24 protein-coding genes (1 of these 24 cut by a window edge) are annotated in these 23,084 nt (G+C 64.9%); 8 read left to right on the forward strand and 16 right to left on the reverse strand.

Annotated elements, in window-relative coordinates; genetic code table 11:
- Positions 1-52 carry the final stretch of a M23 family metallopeptidase gene (locus RHIZ70P_RS10380; protein WP_115670240.1) on the forward strand. It extends 1,898 nt beyond the left edge of the window, so 52 of the gene's 1,950 nt are visible here — the last part of the coding sequence; its start codon lies off the left edge, out of view; it ends in the stop codon at positions 50-52.
- Between the two features lie 137 nt (positions 53-189).
- On the opposite strand, the gene clpB is transcribed toward RHIZ70P_RS10380, so the two are convergent.
- The 6 genes from clpB to RHIZ70P_RS10410 all read right to left on the reverse strand — a co-directional run bounded on the left by clpB (position 190) and on the right by RHIZ70P_RS10410 (position 9,808).
- On the reverse strand, positions 190-2,793 hold the full coding sequence (clpB, locus tag RHIZ70P_RS10385) for an ATP-dependent chaperone ClpB (protein ID WP_115670241.1): 2,604 nt from the start codon (positions 2,791-2,793) through the stop codon (positions 190-192).
- A gap of 319 nt (positions 2,794-3,112) precedes the next feature.
- Positions 3,113-3,877, reverse strand: coding sequence for a DUF4167 domain-containing protein (locus RHIZ70P_RS10390; RefSeq protein ID WP_115670242.1), 765 nt, complete (start codon positions 3,875-3,877; stop codon positions 3,113-3,115).
- Between the two features lie 338 nt (positions 3,878-4,215).
- On the reverse strand, positions 4,216-5,079 hold the full coding sequence (prmC, locus tag RHIZ70P_RS10395) for a peptide chain release factor N(5)-glutamine methyltransferase (RefSeq protein ID WP_115670243.1): 864 nt from the start codon (positions 5,077-5,079) through the stop codon (positions 4,216-4,218).
- A complete protein-coding gene (gene prfA, locus RHIZ70P_RS10400) occupies positions 5,076-6,155 on the reverse strand; it encodes a peptide chain release factor 1 (RefSeq protein WP_115670244.1) in 1,080 nt (359 codons plus the stop codon). Before prfA ends, prmC begins: the two co-directional genes overlap by 4 nt.
- A 23-nt stretch (positions 6,156-6,178) precedes the next feature.
- The gene (gene ptsP, locus RHIZ70P_RS10405) at positions 6,179-8,446 is read right to left on the reverse strand and encodes a phosphoenolpyruvate--protein phosphotransferase (RefSeq protein WP_115670245.1); all 2,268 of its coding nucleotides are present in this window, start codon (positions 8,444-8,446) and stop codon (positions 6,179-6,181) included.
- Positions 8,447-8,533: 87 nt separating this feature from the next.
- Positions 8,534-9,808 (reverse strand): aspartate kinase, encoded by a 1,275-nt coding sequence (locus tag RHIZ70P_RS10410; protein WP_115670246.1) that lies wholly within the window; start codon positions 9,806-9,808, stop codon positions 8,534-8,536.
- 280 nt (positions 9,809-10,088) lie between these two features.
- Between RHIZ70P_RS10410 and mprF the strand changes: the two genes are divergently transcribed.
- Positions 10,089-12,710, forward strand: coding sequence for a bifunctional lysylphosphatidylglycerol flippase/synthetase MprF (gene mprF, locus RHIZ70P_RS10415; protein ID WP_115670247.1), 2,622 nt, complete (start codon positions 10,089-10,091; stop codon positions 12,708-12,710).
- 4 nt (positions 12,711-12,714) lie between these two features.
- Positions 12,715-14,073 (forward strand): virulence factor family protein, encoded by a 1,359-nt coding sequence (locus RHIZ70P_RS10420; RefSeq protein ID WP_115670248.1) that lies wholly within the window; start codon positions 12,715-12,717, stop codon positions 14,071-14,073.
- 132 nt (positions 14,074-14,205) lie between these two features.
- On the opposite strand, the gene RHIZ70P_RS10425 is transcribed toward RHIZ70P_RS10420, so the two are convergent.
- Together RHIZ70P_RS10425 and RHIZ70P_RS10430 are read right to left on the reverse strand one after the other, a co-directional pair.
- Positions 14,206-14,385 (reverse strand): hypothetical protein, encoded by a 180-nt coding sequence (locus tag RHIZ70P_RS10425; protein ID WP_115670249.1) that lies wholly within the window; start codon positions 14,383-14,385, stop codon positions 14,206-14,208.
- A 56-nt stretch (positions 14,386-14,441) separates the two neighbouring features.
- Entirely contained in the window at positions 14,442-15,164 is a 723-nt protein-coding gene (locus RHIZ70P_RS10430) for an SH3 domain-containing protein (RefSeq protein ID WP_115670250.1), read from the reverse strand.
- A gap of 500 nt (positions 15,165-15,664) precedes the next feature.
- Here RHIZ70P_RS10430 and RHIZ70P_RS10435 point away from each other — a divergent pair, with 500 nt between their 5' ends.
- The 4 genes from RHIZ70P_RS10435 (at position 15,665) to RHIZ70P_RS10450 (ending at position 17,817) form a co-directional block, all read left to right on the forward strand.
- On the forward strand, positions 15,665-16,093 hold the full coding sequence (locus tag RHIZ70P_RS10435; RefSeq protein WP_115670251.1) for a hypothetical protein: 429 nt from the start codon (positions 15,665-15,667) through the stop codon (positions 16,091-16,093).
- Positions 16,094-16,150: 57 nt separating this feature from the next.
- Positions 16,151-16,906, forward strand: coding sequence for a bifunctional 2-polyprenyl-6-hydroxyphenol methylase/3-demethylubiquinol 3-O-methyltransferase UbiG (gene ubiG, locus RHIZ70P_RS10440; RefSeq protein ID WP_115670252.1), 756 nt, complete (start codon positions 16,151-16,153; stop codon positions 16,904-16,906).
- Positions 16,903-17,454: a DUF924 family protein gene (locus RHIZ70P_RS10445; RefSeq protein ID WP_115670253.1), complete on the forward strand. Its 552-nt coding sequence runs from the start codon at positions 16,903-16,905 to the stop codon at positions 17,452-17,454. The genes ubiG and RHIZ70P_RS10445 overlap by 4 nt, the downstream gene beginning before the upstream one ends.
- A 99-nt stretch (positions 17,455-17,553) precedes the next feature.
- A complete protein-coding gene (locus RHIZ70P_RS10450) occupies positions 17,554-17,817 on the forward strand; it encodes a type II toxin-antitoxin system ParD family antitoxin (RefSeq protein WP_115670254.1) in 264 nt (87 codons plus the stop codon).
- 11 nt (positions 17,818-17,828) lie between these two features.
- Here the strand turns inward: RHIZ70P_RS10450 and RHIZ70P_RS10455 are convergent, their stop codons facing one another.
- The 4 genes from RHIZ70P_RS10455 to RHIZ70P_RS10470 are packed head-to-tail and all read right to left on the reverse strand — an operon-like array spanning position 17,829 to position 20,189.
- On the reverse strand, positions 17,829-18,257 hold the full coding sequence (locus tag RHIZ70P_RS10455; protein ID WP_115670255.1) for a DUF1178 family protein: 429 nt from the start codon (positions 18,255-18,257) through the stop codon (positions 17,829-17,831).
- Positions 18,254-19,111: a carbon-nitrogen hydrolase family protein gene (locus RHIZ70P_RS10460; protein ID WP_115670521.1), complete on the reverse strand. Its 858-nt coding sequence runs from the start codon at positions 19,109-19,111 to the stop codon at positions 18,254-18,256. The genes RHIZ70P_RS10455 and RHIZ70P_RS10460 overlap by 4 nt, the downstream gene beginning before the upstream one ends.
- Positions 19,112-19,124: 13 nt before the next feature.
- Positions 19,125-19,382, reverse strand: coding sequence for a glutaredoxin 3 (grxC, locus tag RHIZ70P_RS10465; RefSeq protein ID WP_115670256.1), 258 nt, complete (start codon positions 19,380-19,382; stop codon positions 19,125-19,127).
- Positions 19,383-19,439: 57 nt separating this feature from the next.
- Positions 19,440-20,189, reverse strand: a complete 750-nt coding sequence (locus RHIZ70P_RS10470; RefSeq protein ID WP_235842203.1) for a ComF family protein — start codon at positions 20,187-20,189, stop codon at positions 19,440-19,442.
- A gap of 91 nt (positions 20,190-20,280) precedes the next feature.
- On the opposite strand from RHIZ70P_RS10470, the gene RHIZ70P_RS10475 reads away from it, so the two are divergent.
- Positions 20,281-21,180, forward strand: a complete 900-nt coding sequence (locus RHIZ70P_RS10475) for a methyltransferase domain-containing protein (RefSeq protein ID WP_115670258.1) — start codon at positions 20,281-20,283, stop codon at positions 21,178-21,180.
- An 83-nt stretch (positions 21,181-21,263) separates the two neighbouring features.
- Here the strand turns inward: RHIZ70P_RS10475 and RHIZ70P_RS10480 are convergent, their stop codons facing one another.
- The 4 genes from RHIZ70P_RS10480 to RHIZ70P_RS10495 all read right to left on the reverse strand — a co-directional run bounded on the left by RHIZ70P_RS10480 (position 21,264) and on the right by RHIZ70P_RS10495 (position 23,079).
- Positions 21,264-21,431: a Flp family type IVb pilin gene (locus RHIZ70P_RS10480; protein WP_115670259.1), complete on the reverse strand. Its 168-nt coding sequence runs from the start codon at positions 21,429-21,431 to the stop codon at positions 21,264-21,266.
- A gap of 46 nt (positions 21,432-21,477) precedes the next feature.
- Positions 21,478-21,783, reverse strand: coding sequence for a hypothetical protein (locus RHIZ70P_RS10485; RefSeq protein ID WP_115670260.1), 306 nt, complete (start codon positions 21,781-21,783; stop codon positions 21,478-21,480).
- Between the two features lie 103 nt (positions 21,784-21,886).
- Positions 21,887-22,300: an 8-oxo-dGTP diphosphatase MutT gene (mutT, locus tag RHIZ70P_RS10490; protein WP_115670261.1), complete on the reverse strand. Its 414-nt coding sequence runs from the start codon at positions 22,298-22,300 to the stop codon at positions 21,887-21,889.
- Positions 22,297-23,079 carry a GNAT family N-acetyltransferase gene (locus RHIZ70P_RS10495; RefSeq protein WP_115670522.1) on the reverse strand — a complete coding sequence of 261 codons (783 nt, stop codon included), beginning with the start codon at positions 23,077-23,079 and terminating at the stop codon, positions 22,297-22,299. Before RHIZ70P_RS10495 ends, mutT begins: the two co-directional genes overlap by 4 nt.
- Positions 23,080-23,084: the final 5 nt, after the last annotated feature.

The raw sequence follows: 23,084 nt of genomic DNA on the forward strand, positions 1-23,084 counted from the left end.
CGACGCCCTGCTGACCTCCGGCGGCAAGCCGCCGGAAATGGCCAGCAACTGACGCCGGTTGAGGAGGCGCGCGAGCAGCATCACGCTGGTTCAGTCCGACAGCGGACCAAGAAGGCTCTCCCCCCATGACGGCAAAAAGGCGGCCCCCGAAGGGACCGCCTTTCTCATTTCCACCTCTGGCCGCCGAGATCAGGCCGCTTCGCTGACCGTCTTTGCCGTCTCAAACAGCAGCCGGTCGGTGCCGGCGCTGACGGTGACGGTCGAGCCGTCGGCGATCGTGCCCGACAGGATCTGTTCGGCCATCGGGTCCTGGACGAACTTCTGGATCACCCGCTTGAGCGGACGCGCGCCATAGACCGGGTCGTAGCCCTTGTCGGCCAGCCATTCGCGCGCATCCGGCTGAAGGTCGATGACGATCTTGCGCTCGGCGAGCAACGCCACCAGCCGCTTCATCTGGATGTCGACGATCGCGCCCATCTCGGTGCGCCGCAGCCGGTGGAACAGGATGATCTCGTCGACGCGGTTGAGGAATTCCGGCCGGAACGAGGCCTTCACCACCTCCATCACCTCGCCGCGCACCGCCTCGCTGTCCTGGTCGTCGCGAAGACCGGTCAGGTATTCGGCACCGAGATTCGAGGTCATGATGATCATCGTGTTCTTGAAGTCCACCGTGCGGCCCTGGCCATCGGTCAGGCGTCCGTCGTCGAGCACCTGCAACAGCACGTTGAAGACGTCCGGATGGGCCTTCTCGATCTCGTCGAACAGCACGACCTGGTAGGGTTTGCGCCGCACCGCCTCGGTGAGCGCCCCGCCCTCCTCATAGCCGACATAGCCGGGAGGCGCGCCGATCAGCCGGGCGACCGAGTGCTTCTCCATGAATTCCGACATGTCGATTCGCACCATCGCCGCCTCGTCGTCGAACAGGAAGCGGGCGAGCGACTTGGTCAGCTCCGTCTTGCCGACCCCGGTGGGGCCGAGGAAGATGAACGAGCCGATCGGCCGGTTCGGATCCTGCAGTCCGGCACGCGCACGACGCACCGCCCGCGACACCGCCTGCACCGCATCGCCCTGGCCGACCACCGATTTCGCCAGTTCGTCTTCCATCCGCAGCAGCTTGTCGCGCTCGCCCTCCAGCATCTTGTCAACCGGAATGCCGGTCCAGCGCGACACGACATGGGCGATATTGTCGGGGGTCACGACCTCCTGCACCATGGAATCACGAGCATTGCCATCCTGGGCTTCGGCCTCCACCAGCTGCTTCTCGAGCTTCGGGATCTCGCCATAGGCAAGCTCGCCGGCGCGCTGGAACTCGCCCTTGCGCTGGGCGATCGCCAGTTCGTTGCGGGCTTCGTCGAGCTGCTTCTTGAGGTCGGCGGCAAGGCCGAGCTTCTGCTTTTCCGCCTGCCAGCGGGCGGTCAGGGCATCGGCCTCCTCCTCAAGCGAGACCAGTTCGGCCTCGAGCCGCTTCAGCCGGTCCGCCGAGGCGACGTCCGTTTCCTTCTTCAGCGCCTCGCGCTCGATCTTCAGCTGCATGATGCGGCGGTCGAGCTCATCGAGCTCCTCGGGCTTGGAATCCACCTGCATCCTCAGCCGCGATGCGGCCTCGTCCATCAGGTCGATGGCCTTGTCGGGCAGGAAGCGGTCGGTGATGTAGCGGTTCGAGAGCGTCGCGGCCGCCACCAGAGCCGAATCGGAGATCCGTACCTTGTGGTGCTGCTCGTATTTTTCCTTGAGGCCGCGCAGGATCGAGATCGTGTCCTCGACATTCGGCTCGTTGACCATGACCGGCTGGAACCGGCGGGCGAGCGCCGCGTCCTTCTCGACATGCTTGCGATATTCATCGAGCGTGGTCGCGCCGACGCAGTGCAGTTCGCCGCGGGCGAGCGCCGGCTTCAAAAGGTTGGAGGCATCCATCGCGCCGTCGGCCTTACCGGCGCCGACCAGCGTGTGCATCTCGTCGATGAACAGGATGATCTCGCCGCTTTCCGACTGCACTTCGCTCAGAACCGCCTTAAGCCGCTCCTCGAACTCGCCGCGATATTTCGCGCCGGCGATCAGCGAGCCCATGTCGAGCGCCATGAGCTTCTTGTCCTTGAGGCTTTCCGGCACGTCGCCGTTGACGATCCTGAGCGCCAGACCTTCGGCGATCGCCGTCTTGCCGACGCCCGGCTCGCCGATCAGCACCGGATTGTTCTTGGTGCGGCGCGAAAGAACCTGGATGGTGCGGCGGATCTCGTCGTCACGGCCGATCACCGGGTCGAGCCTGCCCTCGCGGGCTTCCGCCGTCAGGTCCCGGGCATATTTCTTCAGGGCGTCGAAGCCGGCTTCGGCATTGGCGCCGTCGGCCGTGCGGCCCTTGCGCACCTCGTTGATCACCTGGTTCAGCGCCTGCGCGGTCACGCCGGCCTTCTTCAGCGTCGCAGACGTCGAGGCGGAGGTCTCGATCGCCAGCGCCAGCAGCAGCCGCTCGACCGTGACGAAGCTGTCGCCGGCCTTCTTGGCGGCATCTTCCGCCGTGGTGAACACCTTGGCCAGCGGCTGCGACAGATAGACCTGGCCGCCACCGCCCGAAACCTTGGGCAGCTTGGCCAGCGCCGCGTCATTGGCGATGCGGGCTTCCTTCGGATCGCCGCCGGCGCGGCTGATCAGCGACGAGGCCATGCCCTGGTCGTCGTCGAGCAGCACTTTCAGCACATGCTCGGGGGTGAATTGCTGGTGGCCCTCGGACAGCGCCTGGGTCTGGGCCGATTGCAGGAAGCCGCGGACGCGCTCGGAATATTTTTCGATGTTCATATCTGCCTGTCTCCGGTAGCCGCCCTGCCCGTTCGGCACAGCGCGGCGGTTGAGATGGGACCCCCTGAAAAGGCGGGCCCTGCGGGACATCCTCGTCCCTTCAACCGAGATATGGGGAAGGATTTTCGGCGTTTAAAGAGCGGTTTAGGGCAAAAGTTCGGCGATTGACGAAGCGCAATTCCGGCGCGCACCACCCAGAGCCTTTCCTGGGCGGGGCAAACGCCCTGACGGTCGACAGCGTCGATATCTGCCCCAAAAAGCGAAAACCCCTCCTTCCGAAAGGAAGAAGGGGTTTCGATCCGATCATCGCCTTGTCCGATCACTCGGAAGGAGCGAGCGCCGGTTCCGGTGCATCGGCCGGAGCGGCTGCATCGCCGCCTTCCGAACCCTCTTCGCCAGAGGCCCGACGCGGCTGGCGGCGCGGGCGGCTTGCGGCGTTGCGGCGGCGCGGCTGGCGCTCGCCCGAACCTTCGACCGCGCTTTCTGCGGCGGCGGCGACAGCCTCGGCCGGCATTTCGTCCAGTACCGGCTGCGGCCCGGTCCCGGCGATTTCCGGCTGTTCGCGGCGCGGTTGGCGCGGCTGCGCCTGGGGTCGCTGCGGCTGCTGCTGCGGTTGCGGCTGGGGTCGCGGTTGCGGCCGCTGCTGTTGCTGCGGCTGGGCGGCCTGCGAACCGATCGTCGGCTCGTCCATGCCGTCCATGTCGTCGCCGTCGCGATCATTGTACTCGTTGCGGTCGTCCCGCTCGTCGCGATCATCCCGATCGTCACGGTCGTCGCGCTGGAAGCGCTCCTGCATCTGCGCCTGGGCGGCGGCTATGATGCGGTTGTAATGCTCGGCGTGCTGCAGATAGTTTTCCGCCATCACCCGGTCGCCGGCGCTCTGTGCGTCGCGGGCGAGCGTTGCGTATTTCTCGGCGATGTGCTGGGCGGTGCCACGGATCTTCACGTCAGGACCGGAACTGTCATACGTCCGGGTCAGCGGGTTCGCACCCTTGCGGTTGAAATTGCCGCCACCGCTACCGCTGCCACCACCGCCGCCGCCGTTACGTCCGCGGCCGCGCTTGTTCTGCTGTCCTGGCCTCATCGATAATTCACCTGAATTTTTCTGTTGTGCTGATAAATGGCAACGCTGTTGGTTCTGGTTTGGACCGGACCAAGGCTTTGCGTGCCGCGGGCATACTGCGCCATCGCTCTCGTGCCGCTGGTGATAGTCAAGTTTACTGAGTTACGCATCGGGATTTGCTCGTCCCGTGAAGCCCGGTCACGAGATGAAAACGTGGCAAACCCAGACCCGAACGAATCTCGTTCATTCCCTGCTGCCCGTTGCGTGCCCGCAAACTATTACGCTTCATCTGGAAAACCAAGCCTTTTCTTTCAAAAGCGTGAATATCCTTAGCATGCGCAGCACGTCGCCGTCTGGCTTTACCGTGCAAACAGCAGGACCCGATCATTGCCACCATGGTCGCGGTGCCATTCGATCAAGGAAAATCCGTTCCGTTCAAAGAGTTGCACGACATCTTCCCGCTGGTCGTAGCCGATTTCGACACCGACGATGCCGTCTGCAAGCAGATGCTGCGCTGCATTTTCGGCGATCGCCCGATAGGCTTCCAGACCATCCCGGCCGCCGTCCAGCGCCTTGCGGGGGTCGTAATCCTTGACCTCCGGCTCCAGCGACTCGACCACGTCCGAGGGTATATAGGGCGGATTTGACACGATGATGTCGAAGCTTTCATCGATCGCCTCGAACCATGCGCTCTCACGCGTCTCGAACCGCTCGGCCACGCCGTTGAGATGGGCATTGGCCGCGGCGATTTGAAGGGCGCCCGGCGAAATATCGCTGCCGAGCGCGCGCGCCTGCGGGCATGCCTTCAGCAGGGCGAGCGCGATCGCCCCGGTGCCGGTGCCCATGTCGAGGATGCTGACGACGGCCTTCTGCGCCGCCATGCGCTTCAGGTGGGCCAGAACGGCATCGACGAGCACCTCGGTGTCGGGCCGCGGTTCCAGCGTATCCGGCGACAGCCTGAGGTCGATCCCGTGGAATTCGCGGTGACCGAGAATGCGATGGACCGGCTCATGCCTCAGTCGTCGTGCCACCGCGTCTGCGATCACCGAGCGTTCGCGCTCCGTCACCGGCCGGTCGCCCTGCGTGAAGATCTCCGTCGTCGAAAGCCCGAGCAGGCCGGCCAGCAGGATGCGTGTCTCGATCGCCGCATCGGCGAAGCCGGCATCGGCCAGCACCGCGCGCGTCTCGGCAACGACCGCGCCGAGACGAGCCGCGCCGCTCATGTCGGCTCGCCCAGTTGCGCCAGCTGCCCGGCCTGGTAGTCGGCGATCAGCGCATCGACCATCTCGTCGATGTCGCCCTCCATCATCCGGTCGAGCTTGTAGAGCGTCAGGTTGATGCGGTGGTCGGTAACGCGCCCTTGCGGGAAGTTGTAGGTGCGGATGCGCTCGGAGCGGTCGCCCGAGCCGACCTGGCTCTTGCGATCGGCAGAGCGCTCGTTGTCGGTCCGCTGCCGCTCCATGTCGTAGAGCCTGGAGCGCAGCACCTGCATCGCCTTGGCGCGGTTCTGGTGCTGCGACTTTTCCGAGGAGGTGACGACGAGACCGGTCGGCAGATGGGTGATGCGCACAGCCGAATCGGTCGTGTTGACGTGCTGCCCGCCGGCGCCCGAGGAGCGCATGGTGTCGATACGGATGTCTTCCGGGCGGATCTCGATGTCGATCTCCTCGGCCTCCGGCAGCACGGCGACGGTGGCTGCGGACGTATGGATGCGGCCGCTCGCCTCGGTCTCCGGCACGCGCTGCACGCGGTGCACGCCGGATTCGAACTTGAGCTTGGAGAACACCCCGCGTCCGGTGATCGTCGCGATGATTTCCTTGAAGCCGCCCGCTTCCCCTTCGCTGGCCGAAAGAACCTCGACCTTCCAGCCCTTGGTCGAGGCGAAGCGCTCGTACATGCGAAACAGGTCTCCGGCGAACAGCGCGGCTTCCGATCCGCCGGTACCGGCGCGAATTTCCAGGATCGCGCTCTTCTCGTCGGCGGCATCCTTGGGCAGGAGCAGGATCTGCATGTCCTTTTCCAGCCCCTCGATGCGCGCCTCGACGTCCGGCATCTCCATCTCGGCCAGTTCGCGCATCTCGCGGTCGGTCGACCTGTCGGCAAGCAGGGCCTTCAGCCCCGCCAGTTCGCCGATCGCCGCCTCGTATTCGCGGATCTTTTTCACCACCGGCTGCAGCTCGGAATATTCCGAGGCGAGCTTGACGTAGACGTCGGCCGCCGGCCCCGCCGACATGCGCGCCTCTATCTCGCCGAACCGGCGTTCGAGTTCGCGCATTTTCTCGACAGGAAGCTTCGCCACCCTTTACTCCACGTTGAATTCGGTCAGAGGGGAATATTGTTGTCTTCGGCAAAGCCGACAAGGATGTCCCTCAGCGGCAGGTGCGAATGATGATCGTCGAGCGCCGCGTTGAGCTCCCGGCTCAGCTGGTCGACGTCAAGCCCGAGCAACATCGCCTTGACCGGGCCGATCGCCGTCGGCGCCATCGAGATCGAGCGGAAACCGATGCCGAGCAGCGCCATGGCCGAAAGCGGCTTGCCCGCCATCTCGCCGCACAGCGTCACCGGCGTTTCGTGCCGGTTGGCGGCGCGCACGATATCGCGCAGGATCCTGAGGAACGGCCGGCCCAGCACGTCGAAGCGGTCGGAGACGCGGGCATTGCCACGGTCGACCGCCATCGAGAACTGGAACAGGTCGTTGGAGCCGACCGAGACGAAATCGACCTCCTGCATCAGCTCGTCGAGCTGCCACATCAGCGCCGGCACTTCGAGCATGGCGCCGAACTGCAGCTTCTTCGGCAGCGGATGACCGAACTTGGAGAGGTGCTGCACCTCCTTCTGCATCAACTCGCGCACGGCCCGGATTTCGCCGACCTCGGTTACCATCGGCAACATCATCTTCAGCTCGCCGCCGGCAGCCGCCTTCAACAGTGCGCGCAACTGGGTGCGCAGCAGGCCCGGCCGGTCGAGCGACAGGCGGATCGCCCGCCAGCCGAGCGCCGGGTTCTCCTCTTCATGGCCGCGGAAATAGGAGACCACCTTGTCGCCGCCGATGTCCAGCGTGCGGAAAGTGACGGGGCGTCCGCCCGACTGGCGCAGCACGCTGCGATAGAAGCTCTCCTGTTCCTCGCCCTTCGGCATGGTCGAGGAAATCATGAACTGCAATTCGGTGCGGAACAGGCCGATGCCTTCGGCCCCGGATTCGGATAACTGCGGAAGGTCGACCAGCAGGCCGGCATTCATCTGCAGCGTGATCCGCTTACCATCCTTGGTCAGCGGCTCGACGTCGCGCAGCGCACGGAACTGCTCCTGGCGGCGCGCGCGCAGCTTCACCTTCTCCTCATAGGCCTTCTGCAGGTCGGCCACCGGCCGCACATGAACCTTGCCGTCATCGCCGTCGATGATCACCGGGTCGCCGTTTTCCGCGAGCGCCACCGCACCCGCCGCCTGGCCGACGACGGCAATGCCCATGGCGCGCGCCACGATCACCACATGGCTGGTCACGGCGCCTTCTTCCAGCACCAGGCCGCGCAGGTTGGCGCGCGGATAGTCCAGAAGCTCGGCCGCGCCCATGGCGCGGGCAAAGACGATCGCGTCGGCCGGAAAACTCTCGGTCTGGCTGTGCGGCGAAAAGCCGGTCAACTGCCTGAGCAACCGGTTGGCGAGATCGTCGAAATCGTGCATCCGCTCGCGCAGATAGGGGTCGGTGAGGCGCATCATCCGCGCCTTGGTGTCGCTCTGCACCTTCTCGACCGCGGCCTCCGCGGTCAGTCCGTTGTGGATCGCCTCTTCCATGCGGCGGACCCAGCCCTGGTCATGGGCGAACATGCGATAGGTCTCGAGCACGTCGCGGTGCTCGCCTTCCATCGACACTTCCCGCCTGGACAGCATGTCGTCGATCGAGATCCTGAGCGAACCGAGCGCGTCGGCGAGCCGGCGGATTTCCGTCTCCGTGTCTTCGTTGAGCAGGTTGGTGACGACGATGCGCGGCTCGTGCAGCACGACATAGCCGAGCCCGATGCCTTCGTTATAGCCGTCGCCGTCGATCGTCACCGGACGCGTCAGGTCCAGTTCGAGACCCGGCCGGGTGATCTTCTTCAGTTCGCCGGTCGCGATCATCTCGGCTAGAACCATGGCGGTTGTTTCGAGCGCTTCAAGCTCGTCTTCCCGGTAGTTGCGCTGCGCCTTGTTCTGCACGACGAGAACGCCCAAACTGCGGCCGGCGCGCAGGATCGGCACGCCAAGGAAGGAATGATAGATCTCCTCGCCCGTTTCCGGCAGGTAGCGGAAGGCCGGATGCGCCTGGGCGTCCGAGAGGTTGAGCGGCTGGGCCGACGCGGCGATCGTGCCGACCAGGCCCTGGCCCATTTTCAGTTGGGCGAGGTGGACCGCATCCTTGTTGAGGCCTTCGGTGGCGTAGAGTTCGAGCACCCCGTCGGCGCGCAGCACATAGGCCGAACACACTTCCGCGACCATGTTGCTCGCGATCTGGCGAACGATCTGGTCTAGGCGCTCCTGTGGCTCGAGCGGCTCCGCCATCAACTCGCGCAACCGCTTGAGGAGGACGCGCGGACCCGCGGAAAGGTCTCTCATCGCGTGGCTGCTCCCGAATGTGTCATTGGTCGGGCGGAACCGCCGCCCGCGACGCCAGGCGACGGGAGGCGAACCCGCTCTATGGAATCAATTCTTATCGAGGCCGTAGCAGGAATGCAAAGTGCGAACGGCGAGTTCGGCATAGGGGCCGTCGATCAGGATCGAAATCTTGATTTCCGAGGTGGTGATCGCCTTGATGTTGATGCCTTTTTCGGCGAGCGCCTTGAAGGCGGTGGCGGCGACGCCGGCATGGCTGCGCATGCCGATGCCGATGACCGAGACCTTTACCAGGCCCTTTTCGCTCTGCACCACGTCATAGCCGATCGTGTCCTTGTTGTCGCCGAGCACAGCGAGCGCCTTGTCGACATCGCCCGAAGGCACGGTGAACGTCATGTCCGTGCGGGTGCCGTCTTCGGAAATGTTCTGGACGATCATGTCGACATTGATATGCGCCTCGGCCAGCGGCCCGAAGATCGCGGCGGAAACGCCCGGCCGGTCGGCCAGCCGCCTGAGCGAGATCTGCGCTTCATCCTTGGCATAGGCGATACCGGTGACTACTTCCTGTTCCACGATCTCTTCCTCATCGCAAATCAACGTACCGGGCGGATTCAAAAGGTCGCCCATGCCCGGTGCATCGGGATCCTCGAAGCTCGAGCGCACGAAGGTGCGCACCTTGTGGACCATGGCAAGCTCCACCGAGCGCACCTGCAGCACCTTGGCGCCGAGCGAGGCCATTTCCAGCATTTCTTCAAACGCGATCTTCTTCAACCGCCGCGCCTTCGGCTCGATGCGCGGGTCGGTCGTGTAGACGCCGTCGACGTCGGTGTAGATGTCGCAGCGGTCGGCCTTGATGCCGGCGGCGATCGCCACGGCCGAAGTGTCCGAACCACCACGTCCCAGCGTTGCGATGCGGTTGTCCGGGCCGATGCCCTGGAAGCCGGCGACCACGGCCACCTGCCCCTCGCCCATGCGGCGGATGATGTCGGTGCCGTCGATCTCCTGGATGCGGGCCGCGCCATGCGCATTGTCGGTCTTGATCGGGATCTGCCATCCCTGCCAGGACCGGGCATTGATGCCCATCGACTGCAGCGCGATGGCGAGAAGGCCCGACGTCACCTGTTCGCCCGAAGCGACCACGGCATCATATTCGCGCGCATCGTAAAACGGCGAATCCGCGCCGGCGACCTTCGGCATGGTATGCACCCAGTCGACCAGTTCATTGGTCTTGCCGGACATCGCCGACACGACCACGGCCACCTCGTGGCCGGCATCGACCTCGCGTTTGACATGCCGGGCGACATTGTAGATGCGTTCGAGATTGGCGACGGAGGTTCCGCCGAATTTCATCACGATGCGTGCCATTGCCTTGACTGTCTGCCTCTGCCCGTGCGCCGACAGCGGTCGGCGGATAGATGGTGCGCCCCGAGAGGCTCTATGATTGCGGCGCTTTTAGCGAATAAGCGCGACGCGCGCAACGCCCGTTTCCGACCGTCGGGCAAGGTCGCCCGAGAAGCCAAGAAGACGCACCGCCACCCCGCGAAACGCTGCCATAATTTGGTGCGAATTTGAGCGCCAAGCATGCTGCCCGCCGGGGTTTGCCGGTCTAACTCAACGAGTTTGCGCCATAGCCGGGAAAGCGAGCATGAGTCGGCCTCACAGTCACGATGAAACGGTCCTCCCACCCGATTCCACCCCGAACGACCCGAACCGGCATTTCAGGCTCCTCGCGGGTTATGGCAAGCCCCTGGCGGCCATACTGACGCTGGTGGTCTTCGCCTTCGTCGGTTACGCCATCTACCGGCTGACCGAGGAAGTCCGATATGACGACGTCGTGCAGAGCCTTGCCGCGACCCCTCCGATCTCGATCCTGATGGCGGTCATCTTCACGGTGCTGAGCTTCGCTACGCTTTGTCTTTACGACTGGAATGCCCTTGCCTACATCGGTCGAAAGAGACGATTCGGCGAAGTGGCCCTGACCGCCTTCAGCGCCTATGCGGTCGGCAATGTCGCCGGCTTCGGGGCGCTTTCCGGTGGCGCCATCCGTTATCGCGCCTATTCGCGTACCGGCCTACGCCCGGACGAGATCGGCCGCATCATTGCCTTCGTCACCCTGTCCTTCTCCCTGGGCCTGGCCGTGATCACGTCGGTCGCGCTCGTGCCGATGGCTCCCGAGGTCGCTCCCCTGGTCGGACTGGATCCGATCTGGCTGCGCACGACCGCCGTTCTCGTCCTCGCCGGCCTCGCCCTGCTCTACCTGATGGCGCGTCGCCGCGTCGGGCCCGACAGCATCCGGGGGCTACGCTTTGCCGACAGCCGCTTGCTGTCGCGTCAGTTCCTGGTGACCGTGCTTGACATCGCCTTTTCCTCGTCGGTCGCCTATGTACTCTTGCCTGCCGACGCGGCCATCTCATGGCCGGCGTTCTTTGCGGTCTATTCGGTGGCAATTGGCCTCGGTATCGTCAGCCACGTACCCGGCGGCATAGGGGTGTTCGAAGCGGTGATGATCGCAGCGCTCGGGGGCCAGGTCTCCGCCGACCAGATCCTCGCCGCCCTGTTCGTCTACCGCGTGATTTACTATGTCCTGCCGCTGCTGGTCGCAATCGGCATCGTCTCCTATGCCGAACTTCGCCAGTTCGCCGCTCATCCCCTGTCGTCCGGCCTGGCAAGCGCGACCGCGCGCATGGCGCCTCCACTCCTCTCGGCGCTGACGCTGATCCTTGGCGTCATGCTGGTGTTGTCGAGCGTCACGCCGACGCCCAGCGACAACATGGCATTCCTCTCGACGCTGCTTCCCCTGCCGATCATCGAGGGGGCGCATTTCATCGCCAGCCTGCTTGGTCTCCTGCTGGTGATAGCCGCACGCGGCATAGCCCAGCGCCTCGATGGCGCATGGTGGACGACATTCCTTGCAGCCATCGCCGCCCTCGGGCTGTCGCTGCTGAAGGCGGTCGCCCTCATCGAGGCCTCGCTACTCGCCGTGCTGGTGGCCGGTCTGTTCGTCAGCCGCCGCCTGTTCGTGCGGCCGGCCTCGCTGTTGCGCCAGGCGCCGAACGCCAGCTGGCTGCTGGCCATCGCCGTGATCTTCATGGGCGCTGTGGTCGTCATGCTCTTCGTCTATCGCGATGTCGATTACAGCCACGACCTGTGGTGGCAGTTCGAATTCGAGGCTGAAGCCCCCCGTTCGCTGCGCGCGATGCTGGGTCTGACCATCCTCTCCTCGGCCATCGCGGTATTCAGTCTCCTGCGCCCGGCCTCGCTGCCGGTCTTACCCGCGACGGGAGAGACCTTGCTCAGGGCCGTAGCGATTGTCGCCGCACAGGACATCGCCGATGCCAACTTGGTGCGCACCGGCGACAAATCGGTGATGTTCTCACCCGATGGCGAGTCGTTCGTCATGTATGGCAAGCAGGGCCGCTCGCTCATCGCCTTCCTCGATCCGGTCGGGCCGCGCAAGGCGCGCGCCGATCTTGTCTGGCAGTTCGTTGAGACGGCGCGCGCCGCCGGCTGCCGTGCGGTTTTCTACCAGGCGTCACCGGCGCTCCTTCCGGCCCTCGCCGATGCCGGCATGAAGGCCTTCAAGCTTGGGGAAAGCGCCCATGTCGAGCTGGCGCGCTTCGACCTGAAAGGCGGCCGCTGGGCCAATCTGCGCCAGGCGGCGGCCCGTGCCGAGCGCGACGGTCTGGATTTCGAGATCGTCCCGGCCGACCAGGTTGCGGCGATCCTGGACGATCTGCGCGCCGTCTCGGATGCCTGGCTGCGAGAACACAACACCCGGGAAAAAGGCTTCTCGCTCGGCGCCTTTACCGATGAGTACATGCTGAGCCAGCCAGTCGCTTTACTTCGTTTCGAGGGACGCATCGTCGCCTTTGCCAACATCCTGCTGACGGATACGAAGGAAGAGGCCTCGATCGATCTGATGCGCTTTGCACCCGATGCACCAAAGGGAACGATGGATTTCCTCTTTGTCAGCCTGCTGAGCAGGCTGCGCGAAGAAGGTTACCGGCATTTCAATCTGGGCATGGCGCCGCTGTCCGGCTTGTCCCGGCGGGAGGTCGCGCCGGTCTGGGACCGTATCGCCAACACCTTCTTCGAACACGGCGAGCGCTTCTACAATTTCAAGGGACTGCGAGCCTTCAAGTCCAAGTTTCACCCGGAATGGCAACCGCGTTATCTTGCCGTGTCGGGGGGCCTGAGCCCGGTCCTGGCACTGCTGGACGCAACTCTTCTGATCAGCGGCGGTCTGAAAGGCGTGGTAAAGAGGTAAAGAGATGAAGACAATCGTCAAGGCAGCCACGCTTTTGCTAGCCGCGACGCTTGGTCCGGGGGCTTTCGCCCAGGATTTGAGGCTCGACACAGGCATGATCCCCTCGCCCGTCATCCTGCTGCCGGACGACCAGCCCCACGCCGTCGTCGTCCTGCTGTCTGACCGGGAAGGCTGGCGCGATCAGGATCAGAAGGAGGCCGAGCGTCTCAAGGCGGACGGCGCCATCGTCATCGGCATCGATACGCCGAAATACATCGAGGCCCTGTCGCGCGATACCGGCGATTGCATCTACACCGTCTCCGACATCGAGGAGACAAGCCATCAGCTGCAGCGCAAGACGCAAAGCAGCACTGTCCTGCAGCCTGTCATCGCCGGGCGAGGCGAAGGAGGAGCGCTGGCGCTGGCGATACTCGCCCAGACGCCGAAGGAGACGATCGGCCAGACCCTGGCGCTCGATCCGGCCGCCGGGATCCCGCTTCTCAAGCCCTTCTGCACGCCCGCGGCCAAGACCATTGCCGGCGATCGGACGATCTACGCGCTGACGCCCGGCGATCTGCCCGACCCGGCAACCGTGCTGCTGACGCCGGCAGCCCCCGCCGATGGCCGCGATCACGTCGCTGCGCTGGCCGCCGCCCACCCGGAGATCGATATTCGCGAACTGCCGGACACCGGCGCTGCAGCCTTTTCCGACGCGATCGACGAACTGATCGCCGCCGAGAGCGCGACGGACATGCCCCTCGGCCTGCCACTCTCGATCCTCGATGCGCTTCCCGCCCGCGACACCATGGCCATCGTCTATTCGGGGGACGGCGGCTGGCGAGATCTTGACCGCCAGGTGGCCGGTTACCTGCAAGCCGATGGCATCCCGGTGGTCGGCCTGGATTCCCTGCGCTACTTCTGGTCGGAGCGCACGCCCGCCGAGACGGCCGCCGATCTCGAAAGGATCATCAAGGCCTACGAAAAGCGCTGGAATGTTCGCCATGTGCTGCTGATCGGCTATTCCTTCGGCGCAGACGTCCTGCCCGCCGCTTATCGAAGCCTTCCCGACCGGATCAAGTCCCGCGTAGTGCAGATCACTCTCCTGGCTCTCTCGCATCAGGTCGACTATGAAATCTTGGTCTCCGGATGGCTTTCGGGCGCCAGCGGCGGCGGTGCCGGCGATCCGCTAGACGACATCCGCTCGATCGACCCTTCTGTGGTGCAATGCGTCTATGGCGCAGACGAGGAAGAGGATGCCTGCCGCGATCTGAAGACCGGCAAGGTGGAAACGATCGAACTGCCCGGCGGCCACCATTTTGATGGCGACTACCAGACGCTCACGCAGCGTATCGTCGCCGGCTTGACACGGCGCCAGGGCAACTGATCCCATCGGACCCGCCAGGAGGACGACGGCTTTCACACTTCCAGGGGAAGGACGCGAACGGGACTAGCCGTTGCGCCCCGCGAAGACCTGAACGCGCACAAGAAAGGCGGCGATCCTGCGACCACCGCCTTTCTATTTTGGATTCTGGTGCCACTGGCTCAGCGCGGTGACGACCGCCGCCTGGCCCTCGCCCATGCGGCGGATGATGTCGGTGCCGTCGAATTTCATCCCGACGCGAGCATTGCCTTCGATACCGTCGCGCTGATGGGCGCAGGCCGGCGCCCGCCCCTTTGCGCGCGGTGCAAAGGCCATCAATGCGAAACGGCGATCTTATGATCGCCGTTCCGTCTTGACTGGTCGTGTGTCGCTCAAGGCAACAGGCAGGGTTCGCCAGGCGGGCACATGGCCTTCCTGGGGTTGGGAACGGCTTTGTCGTCGCGGCGGCTGTCGGGATCGCGCTTCGGCGGACGGCGCACCTCGGGGTCACGCTTCGGCGGACGACGAACGTCGGGATCACGCGTCGGAGGACGACGAACGTCGGGGTCCCTCGCCGGCGGGCGGCGCCAATCCGGATCGCGCGTCGGCGGGCGGCGCCAGTCATCATCGCGGGTCGGCGGACGCCGCCAATCCGGATCGCGCACCGGAGGACGGCGCCATTCGTCGTCGTCACGACGCGGGCGGGGCCGGTACTCGCCGTCCCTCCAACGGTCGCGGTCGCGGTAGAAATCGCGATCGCGGTAATGCCGATCCCAATAGTTGCCGATCGAGAACGTGATCGTCGGAATCCCGAGCGGACGATAATATTGCGGGTCGACATAGACGCGGCGCTGCGAATAGGTCGTCTGCAGATAGCTGCCCGACACCCAGCCTCGATAGCCGGCATAGGCGACATCGCACCAATTGGCCGACTGCATGCAGCCCTGGATTTCGACCCGGCTTCCGGCGGGGATGACCAGCACCGGCGGGTATTGCGTGCTCGGCCCGGAGCGCATGTTGACATTGGCCGTGGAATAGGCCGGCGCTGCCGCGGCGAGCGCGGGAAGCGCAGCGGCAAACACCGCGCCAAGGACGAATTTCCTGAGATAATTCATAGGGGTGTCTCCTCGGGTATTCCCTTATGCGCTTCTTCTACAAGCTTGCGAATGAACCACTCATGAACGTCCGGTTCATCCATTTGTTCCAGCCCCGCATTTTTTCCGACCTCCCGTTTTCCCCGTGCTTCGCCGCCATGCGATACTCTTGCCCGTCCCGCCGCGGATACACCGGATAGCGTTGCCGGCGAGGCGGGGACGGTGCTGCGAAGGGTCCTTCTGAAACGCGGGAGGATGTCGCAGGCTGCCCTAAGTCGGTCCCCCTCCCTGAAAAGGGACGTGCCTGTGCGGCACCCAAGGCGTCGGTTTCCGGGGCTGTAGAGGGACAAGGAGCTGGGCGGCAAAAATCATCGAAACGGGGCGCCCTGCGTGTCACTGTTTTAAATTTGTCCGGCATGCCGGGCGCCCCGGCCAATGGCCGGAAGAACGAAGAAACCGCAAGCCACGGGGTTTTCGCCCGCGTGAACGATCAACCGTGCCCGGGAAAGGACGCGAGAGCCATGGCAAAGACCGACCATCCCGAACTCGAGCGCGCCCGCGAGGAGCGCCACGAGGCCCGCTGGCGGATCATCGGCACGCTCGACCTGCGCTATCGCTGCGACACGCTCAACCACCCCTTATGCCGAAATCGGTCCTGTCGTCGCAACCGCCTCTGCAGCGGCCCGATGCTAGCCACGCCACGCCAGGGCCCGGCGATCGCCAGGGAGCGCGACCTCGGCCTGAGCGGCGCCGCGGTTGCCTGCCTCCCGGCCTGCATCGTGAATGCGGAAAGGAAAATCTTCGACTATCTCGTCGAAACGACACTGCCTCAGATCGACGCCATGCTGAGCGAGGACGATCCGCTCACCTTGGAATACGGTTTCAGGAAGCCGAACCGGCGGCAGCGCCGCCTTGACGCACGCCTCGCCCGCGACCACCCGGACCCTTGACTTTGCCGCCCGATCGGCCGACTTGAAAAGCAATATCCGTGCAGAGAGGATCCGATAATGAGCGCTGAAGCACGCACCACGATCGATCAGGTGGAAGTCGACCGTTTTTCCGCCATGGCGGCGGAGTGGTGGGATCCGACCGGCAAGTTCAAGCCGCTGCACAAGATCAATCCGGTCCGCCTCGCCTATATCCGCGATCAGGTCTGCGCCCATTTCGGCCGCGATCCCAAGACCCATCGTCCGCTGGAGGGGCTGCGCATTCTCGACATCGGCTGCGGCGGCGGCCTGCTTTCCGAACCGGTCGCCAAGATGGGCGCCCAAGTGCTCGGCGCCGATGCGTCGGAGCGCAATATCGGGATTGCCCGCACCCATGCGGCCCAGACCGGCGTCGAGGTCGACTATCGCGCGGTGACGGCGGAAGCGCTCGCCGAAGCCGGCGAGACCTTCGACGTGGTGCTCAACATGGAAGTCGTCGAGCACGTCGCCGACGTCGAATTCTTCATCACCACCTGCGCCTCGATGGTCCGCCCCGGCGGCCTGATGCTGGTCTCGACCATCAACCGCACCTTCAAGGCCGCCGCCCTTGCCATCGTCGGCGCAGAATACGTGCTCGGCTGGCTGCCGCGCGGCACCCACCAATACGAGAAACTGGTACGTCCGGAAGAACTCCAGGCACCGCTTGCAAAGAGCGGCATGGACGTCGTCGAGATGAAGGGCGTTTTCTTCAATCCGCTGCAGAACCAGTGGAACCTGTCCGCCGACATCGACGTCAACTACATGGTGCTGGCCCGCCGGCCGGCAGCCGCTGCATGACGTCGCCCAAGGACGTCATCTCCTTCTGGCGCGAGGCCGGGCCGTCAAAGTGGTTCGCCAAGGACGACGGTTTCGACGCGGCGATCCGCGACGGTTTTCTCGACGCCCATTTCGCCGCCGCCCGTGGCGATCTCGCCGACTGGAGCCAAACGGCCGAAGGCACGCTGGCGCTCTTGATCCTGCTGGACCAGTTTCCCCGCAATCTGTTCCGCGGCAGCGGCCACGCCTTCGCCACCGACGGCCTGGCGCGGATGATCGCCCGTAACGCGCTGGAGCAGGGCTTCGACCGCGCGGTCGATCCCAAGCTCCGCCCCTTCCTCTATCTCCCCTTCGAGCATTCGGAGGACACGGCCGACCAGGCGCTCAGCATGGAGCTCTTCACCGCCCATCGCGACGAGACCGGCGACGCGGAAAGCCTGCGCTGGGCGGTCGAGCACCGCGACATCATCGCCAAATTCGGCCGCTTCCCCCACCGCAACGCCGCGCTCGGACGCGCGACGACGCCCGCGGAACAGGCCTATCTTGACGATGGCGGTTTCAAGGGGTGAGATGGGGTCGGTAGGCCGATGCACCGCCATTGGCCGGCATTTCCCCCCACGTCCACAGCCATGATATGCTTGCCCTCACCTGCATGAGGAGGCGCACTGATGGCCGAAATGACTGAGATTGTCGTCCGCTTGAGTCCGCAGTTAGGAGAATTTGTCCGCAGGCAGGCGAAACAGGAATCGTTCGCCTCGGCAGGTGCTTATGTCGCGGCGTTGCTGCATGAACGCTTTGAGGACGAAGATGTCCTTCAAAGATTGGAGAAGGAACTGGACCGCCGCCTCGCCGACCTCGAAGCCGGACGCGTCACGTCCATTGAAGAGACTTTTGACAGCGTTCATGCCGAACTCGGCCTGAAGCGTCGGTGAGGATGAACTCCTCAATTCACATCGTCCGGCAGCACCGGCAGCGGCGCGATCTCGATGCCCTCGTCAACCAGCGCCTTCACCTCGGCGATCGACGCCTCGCCGATGATGCCGCGCGCTTCGGCCTCGCCGTAATGGATCTTGCGGGCCTCCTCGGGAAAGCGCTCGCCGACATCCTCGCTATTGGCCCGGATCGAGGCGACCGCCTCCTTCAGCTTCGCCATCGCCGCCTTCTGCACCTCGGTCACCGCCAGCGCATGCACCGCTTCCTTCTGCCGCGCGGTCGAGACCGAAGGCGCCATCAGCACCTTCGAGACTTCGAGCGAACCGCAGGCGGGACAGCTGAGGAAGCCGCTCGCCTTCTGGCGGTCGAAGTCACCGCTCTCCGAGAACCAGCCCTCGAAGTCATGTCCCTTGTCGCAGATGAGCGCGTAGCGGATCAAACGGTGACGCCCCCTTTCGCGAGTTCCGGCTGCATGCTGAGCTCGAAGTCGCGCGCATTCTTCAGATTGGGGATCTTGGCGCGCGCCGCAGCCACCGCCCCGACGTCGATGTCGGCCAGCACGATCGCCTCGCCCGTGCCGCCGGCCGCAGCCAGAACCTTGCCCCAGGGATCGACGATCATCGAATGGCCGAAGGTTTCGCGACCATCCTCGTGCACACCGGCCTGGGCCGCGGAAATGACGAAGGCGCCGTTCTCGATCGCCCGGGCTCTGAGCAGCACTTCCCAGTGCGCCTCGCCGGTCTGGCGGGTAAACGCCGCCGGCGTCGTCAGGATCTGCGCACCGGCCATGGCCTCGGCGCGGAACAGCTGCGGGAAGCGCACGTCGTAGCAGATGCCGAAGCCGAGCTTGGCGAACGGCAGATCGGCGACCATGGCCTTGTCGCCCGGACGGTAGACGGCGCTCTCGCGCCAGCTTTCGCCATTGTCGAGATCGACGTCGAACATGTGGATCTTGTCGTAAGCGCAGATCTTGCGGCCGTCGGGTCCGAACAGGAAGGCCCGGTTGGCGATCTTGCCATCGGGAAGCAGGATCGCGGTCGAGCCGACATGGAGATGGATCGAAAGTTCACGCGCAAGATCCCCGGCGGTCTTGACGATGATATCGTGTTCCTCGTCGCGCAGGACGGCCATCAGGCCCTGGCGGTCCTTTTGCACGGCACCGGTCATTTCCGGCGTCTGGACATAGATCGCCCCATGTCCGGCGGCTTCACGCACGAGGCGGGCCATGGAAGCGGCATTTTTTTCCGGGTCGACACCCGAACACATCTGGATGGCAGCAGCCTTGAAGGTCATGATTTTCTTTTCCTCAAGCGGCCAGAAGGGCGTCGAGCTTGCCGGCCCGGTCGAGCGCATGCAGATCGTCGCAGCCGCCGACATGGCGATCGCCGATGAAGATCTGCGGGAAGGTCGTGCCGCCGTTCGATTTGGCGATCATCTCCTGGCGCAGTTCCGGATTGCCGGTCGCGTCGTATTCGGTGAAGTCGACGCCCTTGGAGGCAAGAAGCGCCTTGGCGCGCGAGCAGTAGCCGCAGCCCTGGCGGGTATAGATGGTCACGGATGCCATATGTGTCTCCGGTCGGGTGAAACCGGCAAGTGCCGGAAAGATTGCTGTTCCTGTCCGTCATATAGGACCGGAGAAAGCCCTTGCAAAGGTCAAAACGGTAACCTCCACGGCACCCGCCCGCTTCAGCGCGCGGGTGGCGGCGCTGACCGTCGCCCCGGTGGTGAACACGTCGTCGATCAGCACGATGCGTCGGCCGAATACATCCGGCAGGCAGCTTTCCGGCACGGCAAAGGCCCCGCGCACGTTGAGCGCCCGCGCATTGGCGGTCAGCCCCACCTGCTGGGCGGTCCGCTTGCGGCGATGAAGCGCGCGCGGGCTGAACGGCTTGCCCGAAAGGCGCGCCACATGCCGGGCGAGCTCGGCCGACTGGTTGAACTTGCGCGAAAAGAGCCGCGACCGGTGCAGCGGCACGGCGATCACGGCGTCGCAGGCGCTGAGCGCCTCGCCGCCCGCCCGCACCATCCAGCCTGCCATCATCGGCGCGAGATCGGTGCGGTCGCGGTACTTCAGGTCATGCACCAGGTCGCGGGCGATGCCCTCATGCAGCGCCACGCTGCGCAGCCGGTCGAACACCGGCGGATGGGCAATCGCCTCGGCCGACAGTATGCCGGGGCCGGGATCATGACTGAACGGCGTGCCGAGCACTTCGCAGAACGGCCGCTCGATGAAGCGCATGGACGACCAGCAGCGAGGGCAGAGCCCTCCGTGCCGGCCGGTGCGGCAATGGCAGTGGGCGCAGCTTGGCGGAAAGACGATGTCGCGCAGCAAAGCCGCAATGCCAACCGGCACGGCGACGCTGACGGACACGGCTTTTTGCACTATTTGACCCGGCATGCGGTTGACTTTAGGCGCTTGCCGGCGCCTTTGCCAGACCGAGTTTTTGACTGGAGCGGACAGGATGGAACGGATTTTCGATCAGGACCTGGTGACGGCGAACCGGCTGCGCGCCAGGCGCCGGCTGGAGACCGGCACCGACTTCCTCCTGGAGATCGCCGCGCGCGAACTGTCAGAGCGCCTCTCCCTGGTCGAGCGCCGGTTCGAGCAGGCGATCGAACTGCACGGTGGTACCGGTGCCACGGGCCGGTTGGCTCTGCAGACCGGCAAGATCGACAGGCTCGACCGCGTCGAAACCCACCGGGATTTCTCCGTCGACGGCGAACCATTGACCGAAGCGCCCTTCGAGGCCGTGCCGCTCGAGCCGCAATCGGTCAACCTCGTTCTCTCGCCGCTGGCACTGCACCTGACCAATGACACGCCGGGCGTGCTGGTGCAGATCCGCCGTGCCCTGAAGCCCGATGGCCTGTTCCTCGCCGCGATCCCTGGCGCCGGCACGCTCGGCGAGTTGCGCGACGTGCTGCTCACCACCGAGGTCGATCTCTATGGCGGCGCCAGTCCCCGCGTCATTCCCTTCCCCGACATCCGCGATGTCGGTGGCCTGATGCAGCGCGCCGGGTTCACACTGCCGGTAATCGACGAGGAGAGCTTCACGGTCCGCTACGACAACCTGTTCTCCCTGATGCGCGACCTGAAAGCCATGGGCATGGCCAACCCGCTCTTGGGCCGCAGCCGCAAGCCGGTCGGCCGCGCCTTCTTCCTGAAAGCCGCCGAACGCTATGCCGAGCGCTATGCGGACCCGGACGGACGCATCCGCGCCACCTTCTCGATCATCTTCGTCTCAGGCTGGGCGCCGCATGAAAGCCAGCAGAAACCGTTGAAGCCGGGCTCGGCCAAGATGCGGCTGGCCGATGCGCTCGATCCGACAAGGGGACCTCGACCGACGACGAAGGGGGATACCTGAAACGTCCAAAACCGGCCCATTCTCGCCCGTCGCGCATGGCGCAAAGTCGGGCAGCGGCGCGATGCAGAAAACTGTGCCTGTTTTCAGGTACCGCTGATGACCGTGCTGATCCTCTGGAACATTGCGGCCAGTGAATCGGAGAAGGCGCCGAACCCGACAATGAGCGCCAGGCCGATGATCGCGGCGATCAGGCCGTATTCGATGGCGGTGGCCGCCCGGCGGTCGGCGATGAACTTCAAAACGAGATGCATGCTCTCTCCTGATGGCATGTCGACGCCGGTCGGCCGGGCCTATCGCTCAGCAGCCGTCGCCGACGATGCAGACGGATCCCGGCGTTTCCTGAAGCACGCTGCGGCGAATGGTATAGCGCTTGCTCCCGTCCGATCGGCCGATCGAGCCGGTGCTCATCATATCGACCTGGTCCGGCTGATAGGCGAGGCTCCGCTTGTCGGTCCGGTCGGCAAGCATGGGGGTGACGACGAGCGACAGCGCAATCGCCGCCATGCCGAACAGGAGCGCGATGTTGAGTACGCCGGTCTTGCCGGACAGATGCGAAGACCGTTCTCTCGACCGAACGGTCTTCCAGAAATCCTCGTTTGCCATGTTCCGCTCCACACACACGCTTCGAACGCATGAACAACAAAACCGAGGTTTGCCCCAGGCCCGTAAACTTTGCGTTAAGAACGTCTGCAAATTTTGGAAAGAGCTAAAGAAGATCCTGGAGGAAGGGGATCAGCGGCTCGTCGGCCGGCGGCATGGGATAATCGCGCAGCGCCTTCGCGCGCACCCATTTCACCGCCTGCCCCTCGCGCCCATGGGCGATGCCCTCGTAGCGACGGCAGATATAGAGGGGCATCAGAAGGTGGAAGGTCTCGTAGGTATGGCTGGCAAAGGTCAGCGGCGCCAGGCACGGCACCTTGGTGACGATCCCGAGTTCTTCCTCGAGCTCGCGGATCAGCGTCTCCTCGGGCGTCTCGCCCTTCTCGACCTTGCCGCCGGGAAATTCCCAGAGGCCTGCCAGCGACTTGCCCTCGGGGCGCTGCGCCAGGAGAATGCGGTTGTCGGCATCGACCAGCGCGCAGGCAGCAACGAGAAGAATGGGCTTGTCGCCGGTGCTCATGTCGAAGACCCCTTGCGCCAATAGGCGTAGCGATAGGCCTCGGTGAAGCCCAGCTTGGAATAGAGCGCCAGTGCCGGTGCATTGTCCGCCACGACCTGCAGCCAGGCGGTTCTCGCGCCCCGCATCCGCGCCCAGCGCAGCGCTGCCGTGACGATCTCGAGCCCGAGGCCGCGCTGGCGCCGGTCGGCCCTGACCGCAAGCGACATGATCCCGGCGAGGTCGTTGTCCTGCACGCAAAGCGCCACTGCCACAGGCCCCGCTGCCTTGTCCTCGATGACGAACAGCCCGGTCGGCGGCTTGATCGAACTCACCACCTCGGCGAGTGCCGGCTTTAACGCCGGGTCGCTACCATGCACCAGGAGATCGGCATCGACATAGCGGCCGACGTCATGGCTCGGCAGGTGATCGAGGGTGCCTTCGGGCAGATCGATCCTGGTCAGGTCGAGCGTCAGGGTCACCACCTCTTCGAACCGCTCCCATCCGTCGGCCTGCATGAGGTCGATCAGGGGCTTCGGCGTCAACGGCGTCTCGCGCACCAGGATCGGCCGGCCATGCGCCTCGAACTTGCGCGCCGCCTTCTCCAGCCGGATGCCGATGTCGCGGCTGTCGGAGGGGTCGAGCGCGACGACGCAATTCAGCCGCTTCGACGGGTGACCGCCGGAAAGCCGGACCTGCCAGCTGCCGTCATATTGCACGGATGTTGCGGGCCAGGCCCGAAAGCCCACGGCTTCGAGGCGCCGGACGAGCGGCAGGTTCTGATCGGTGTCGGTCTGGGGCATCGCGG

This window comes from Paenirhizobium selenitireducens ATCC BAA-1503 (assembly GCF_900492185.1).
GTDB classification, from domain to species: Bacteria; Pseudomonadota; Alphaproteobacteria; order Rhizobiales; family Rhizobiaceae; genus Allorhizobium; species Allorhizobium selenitireducens_A.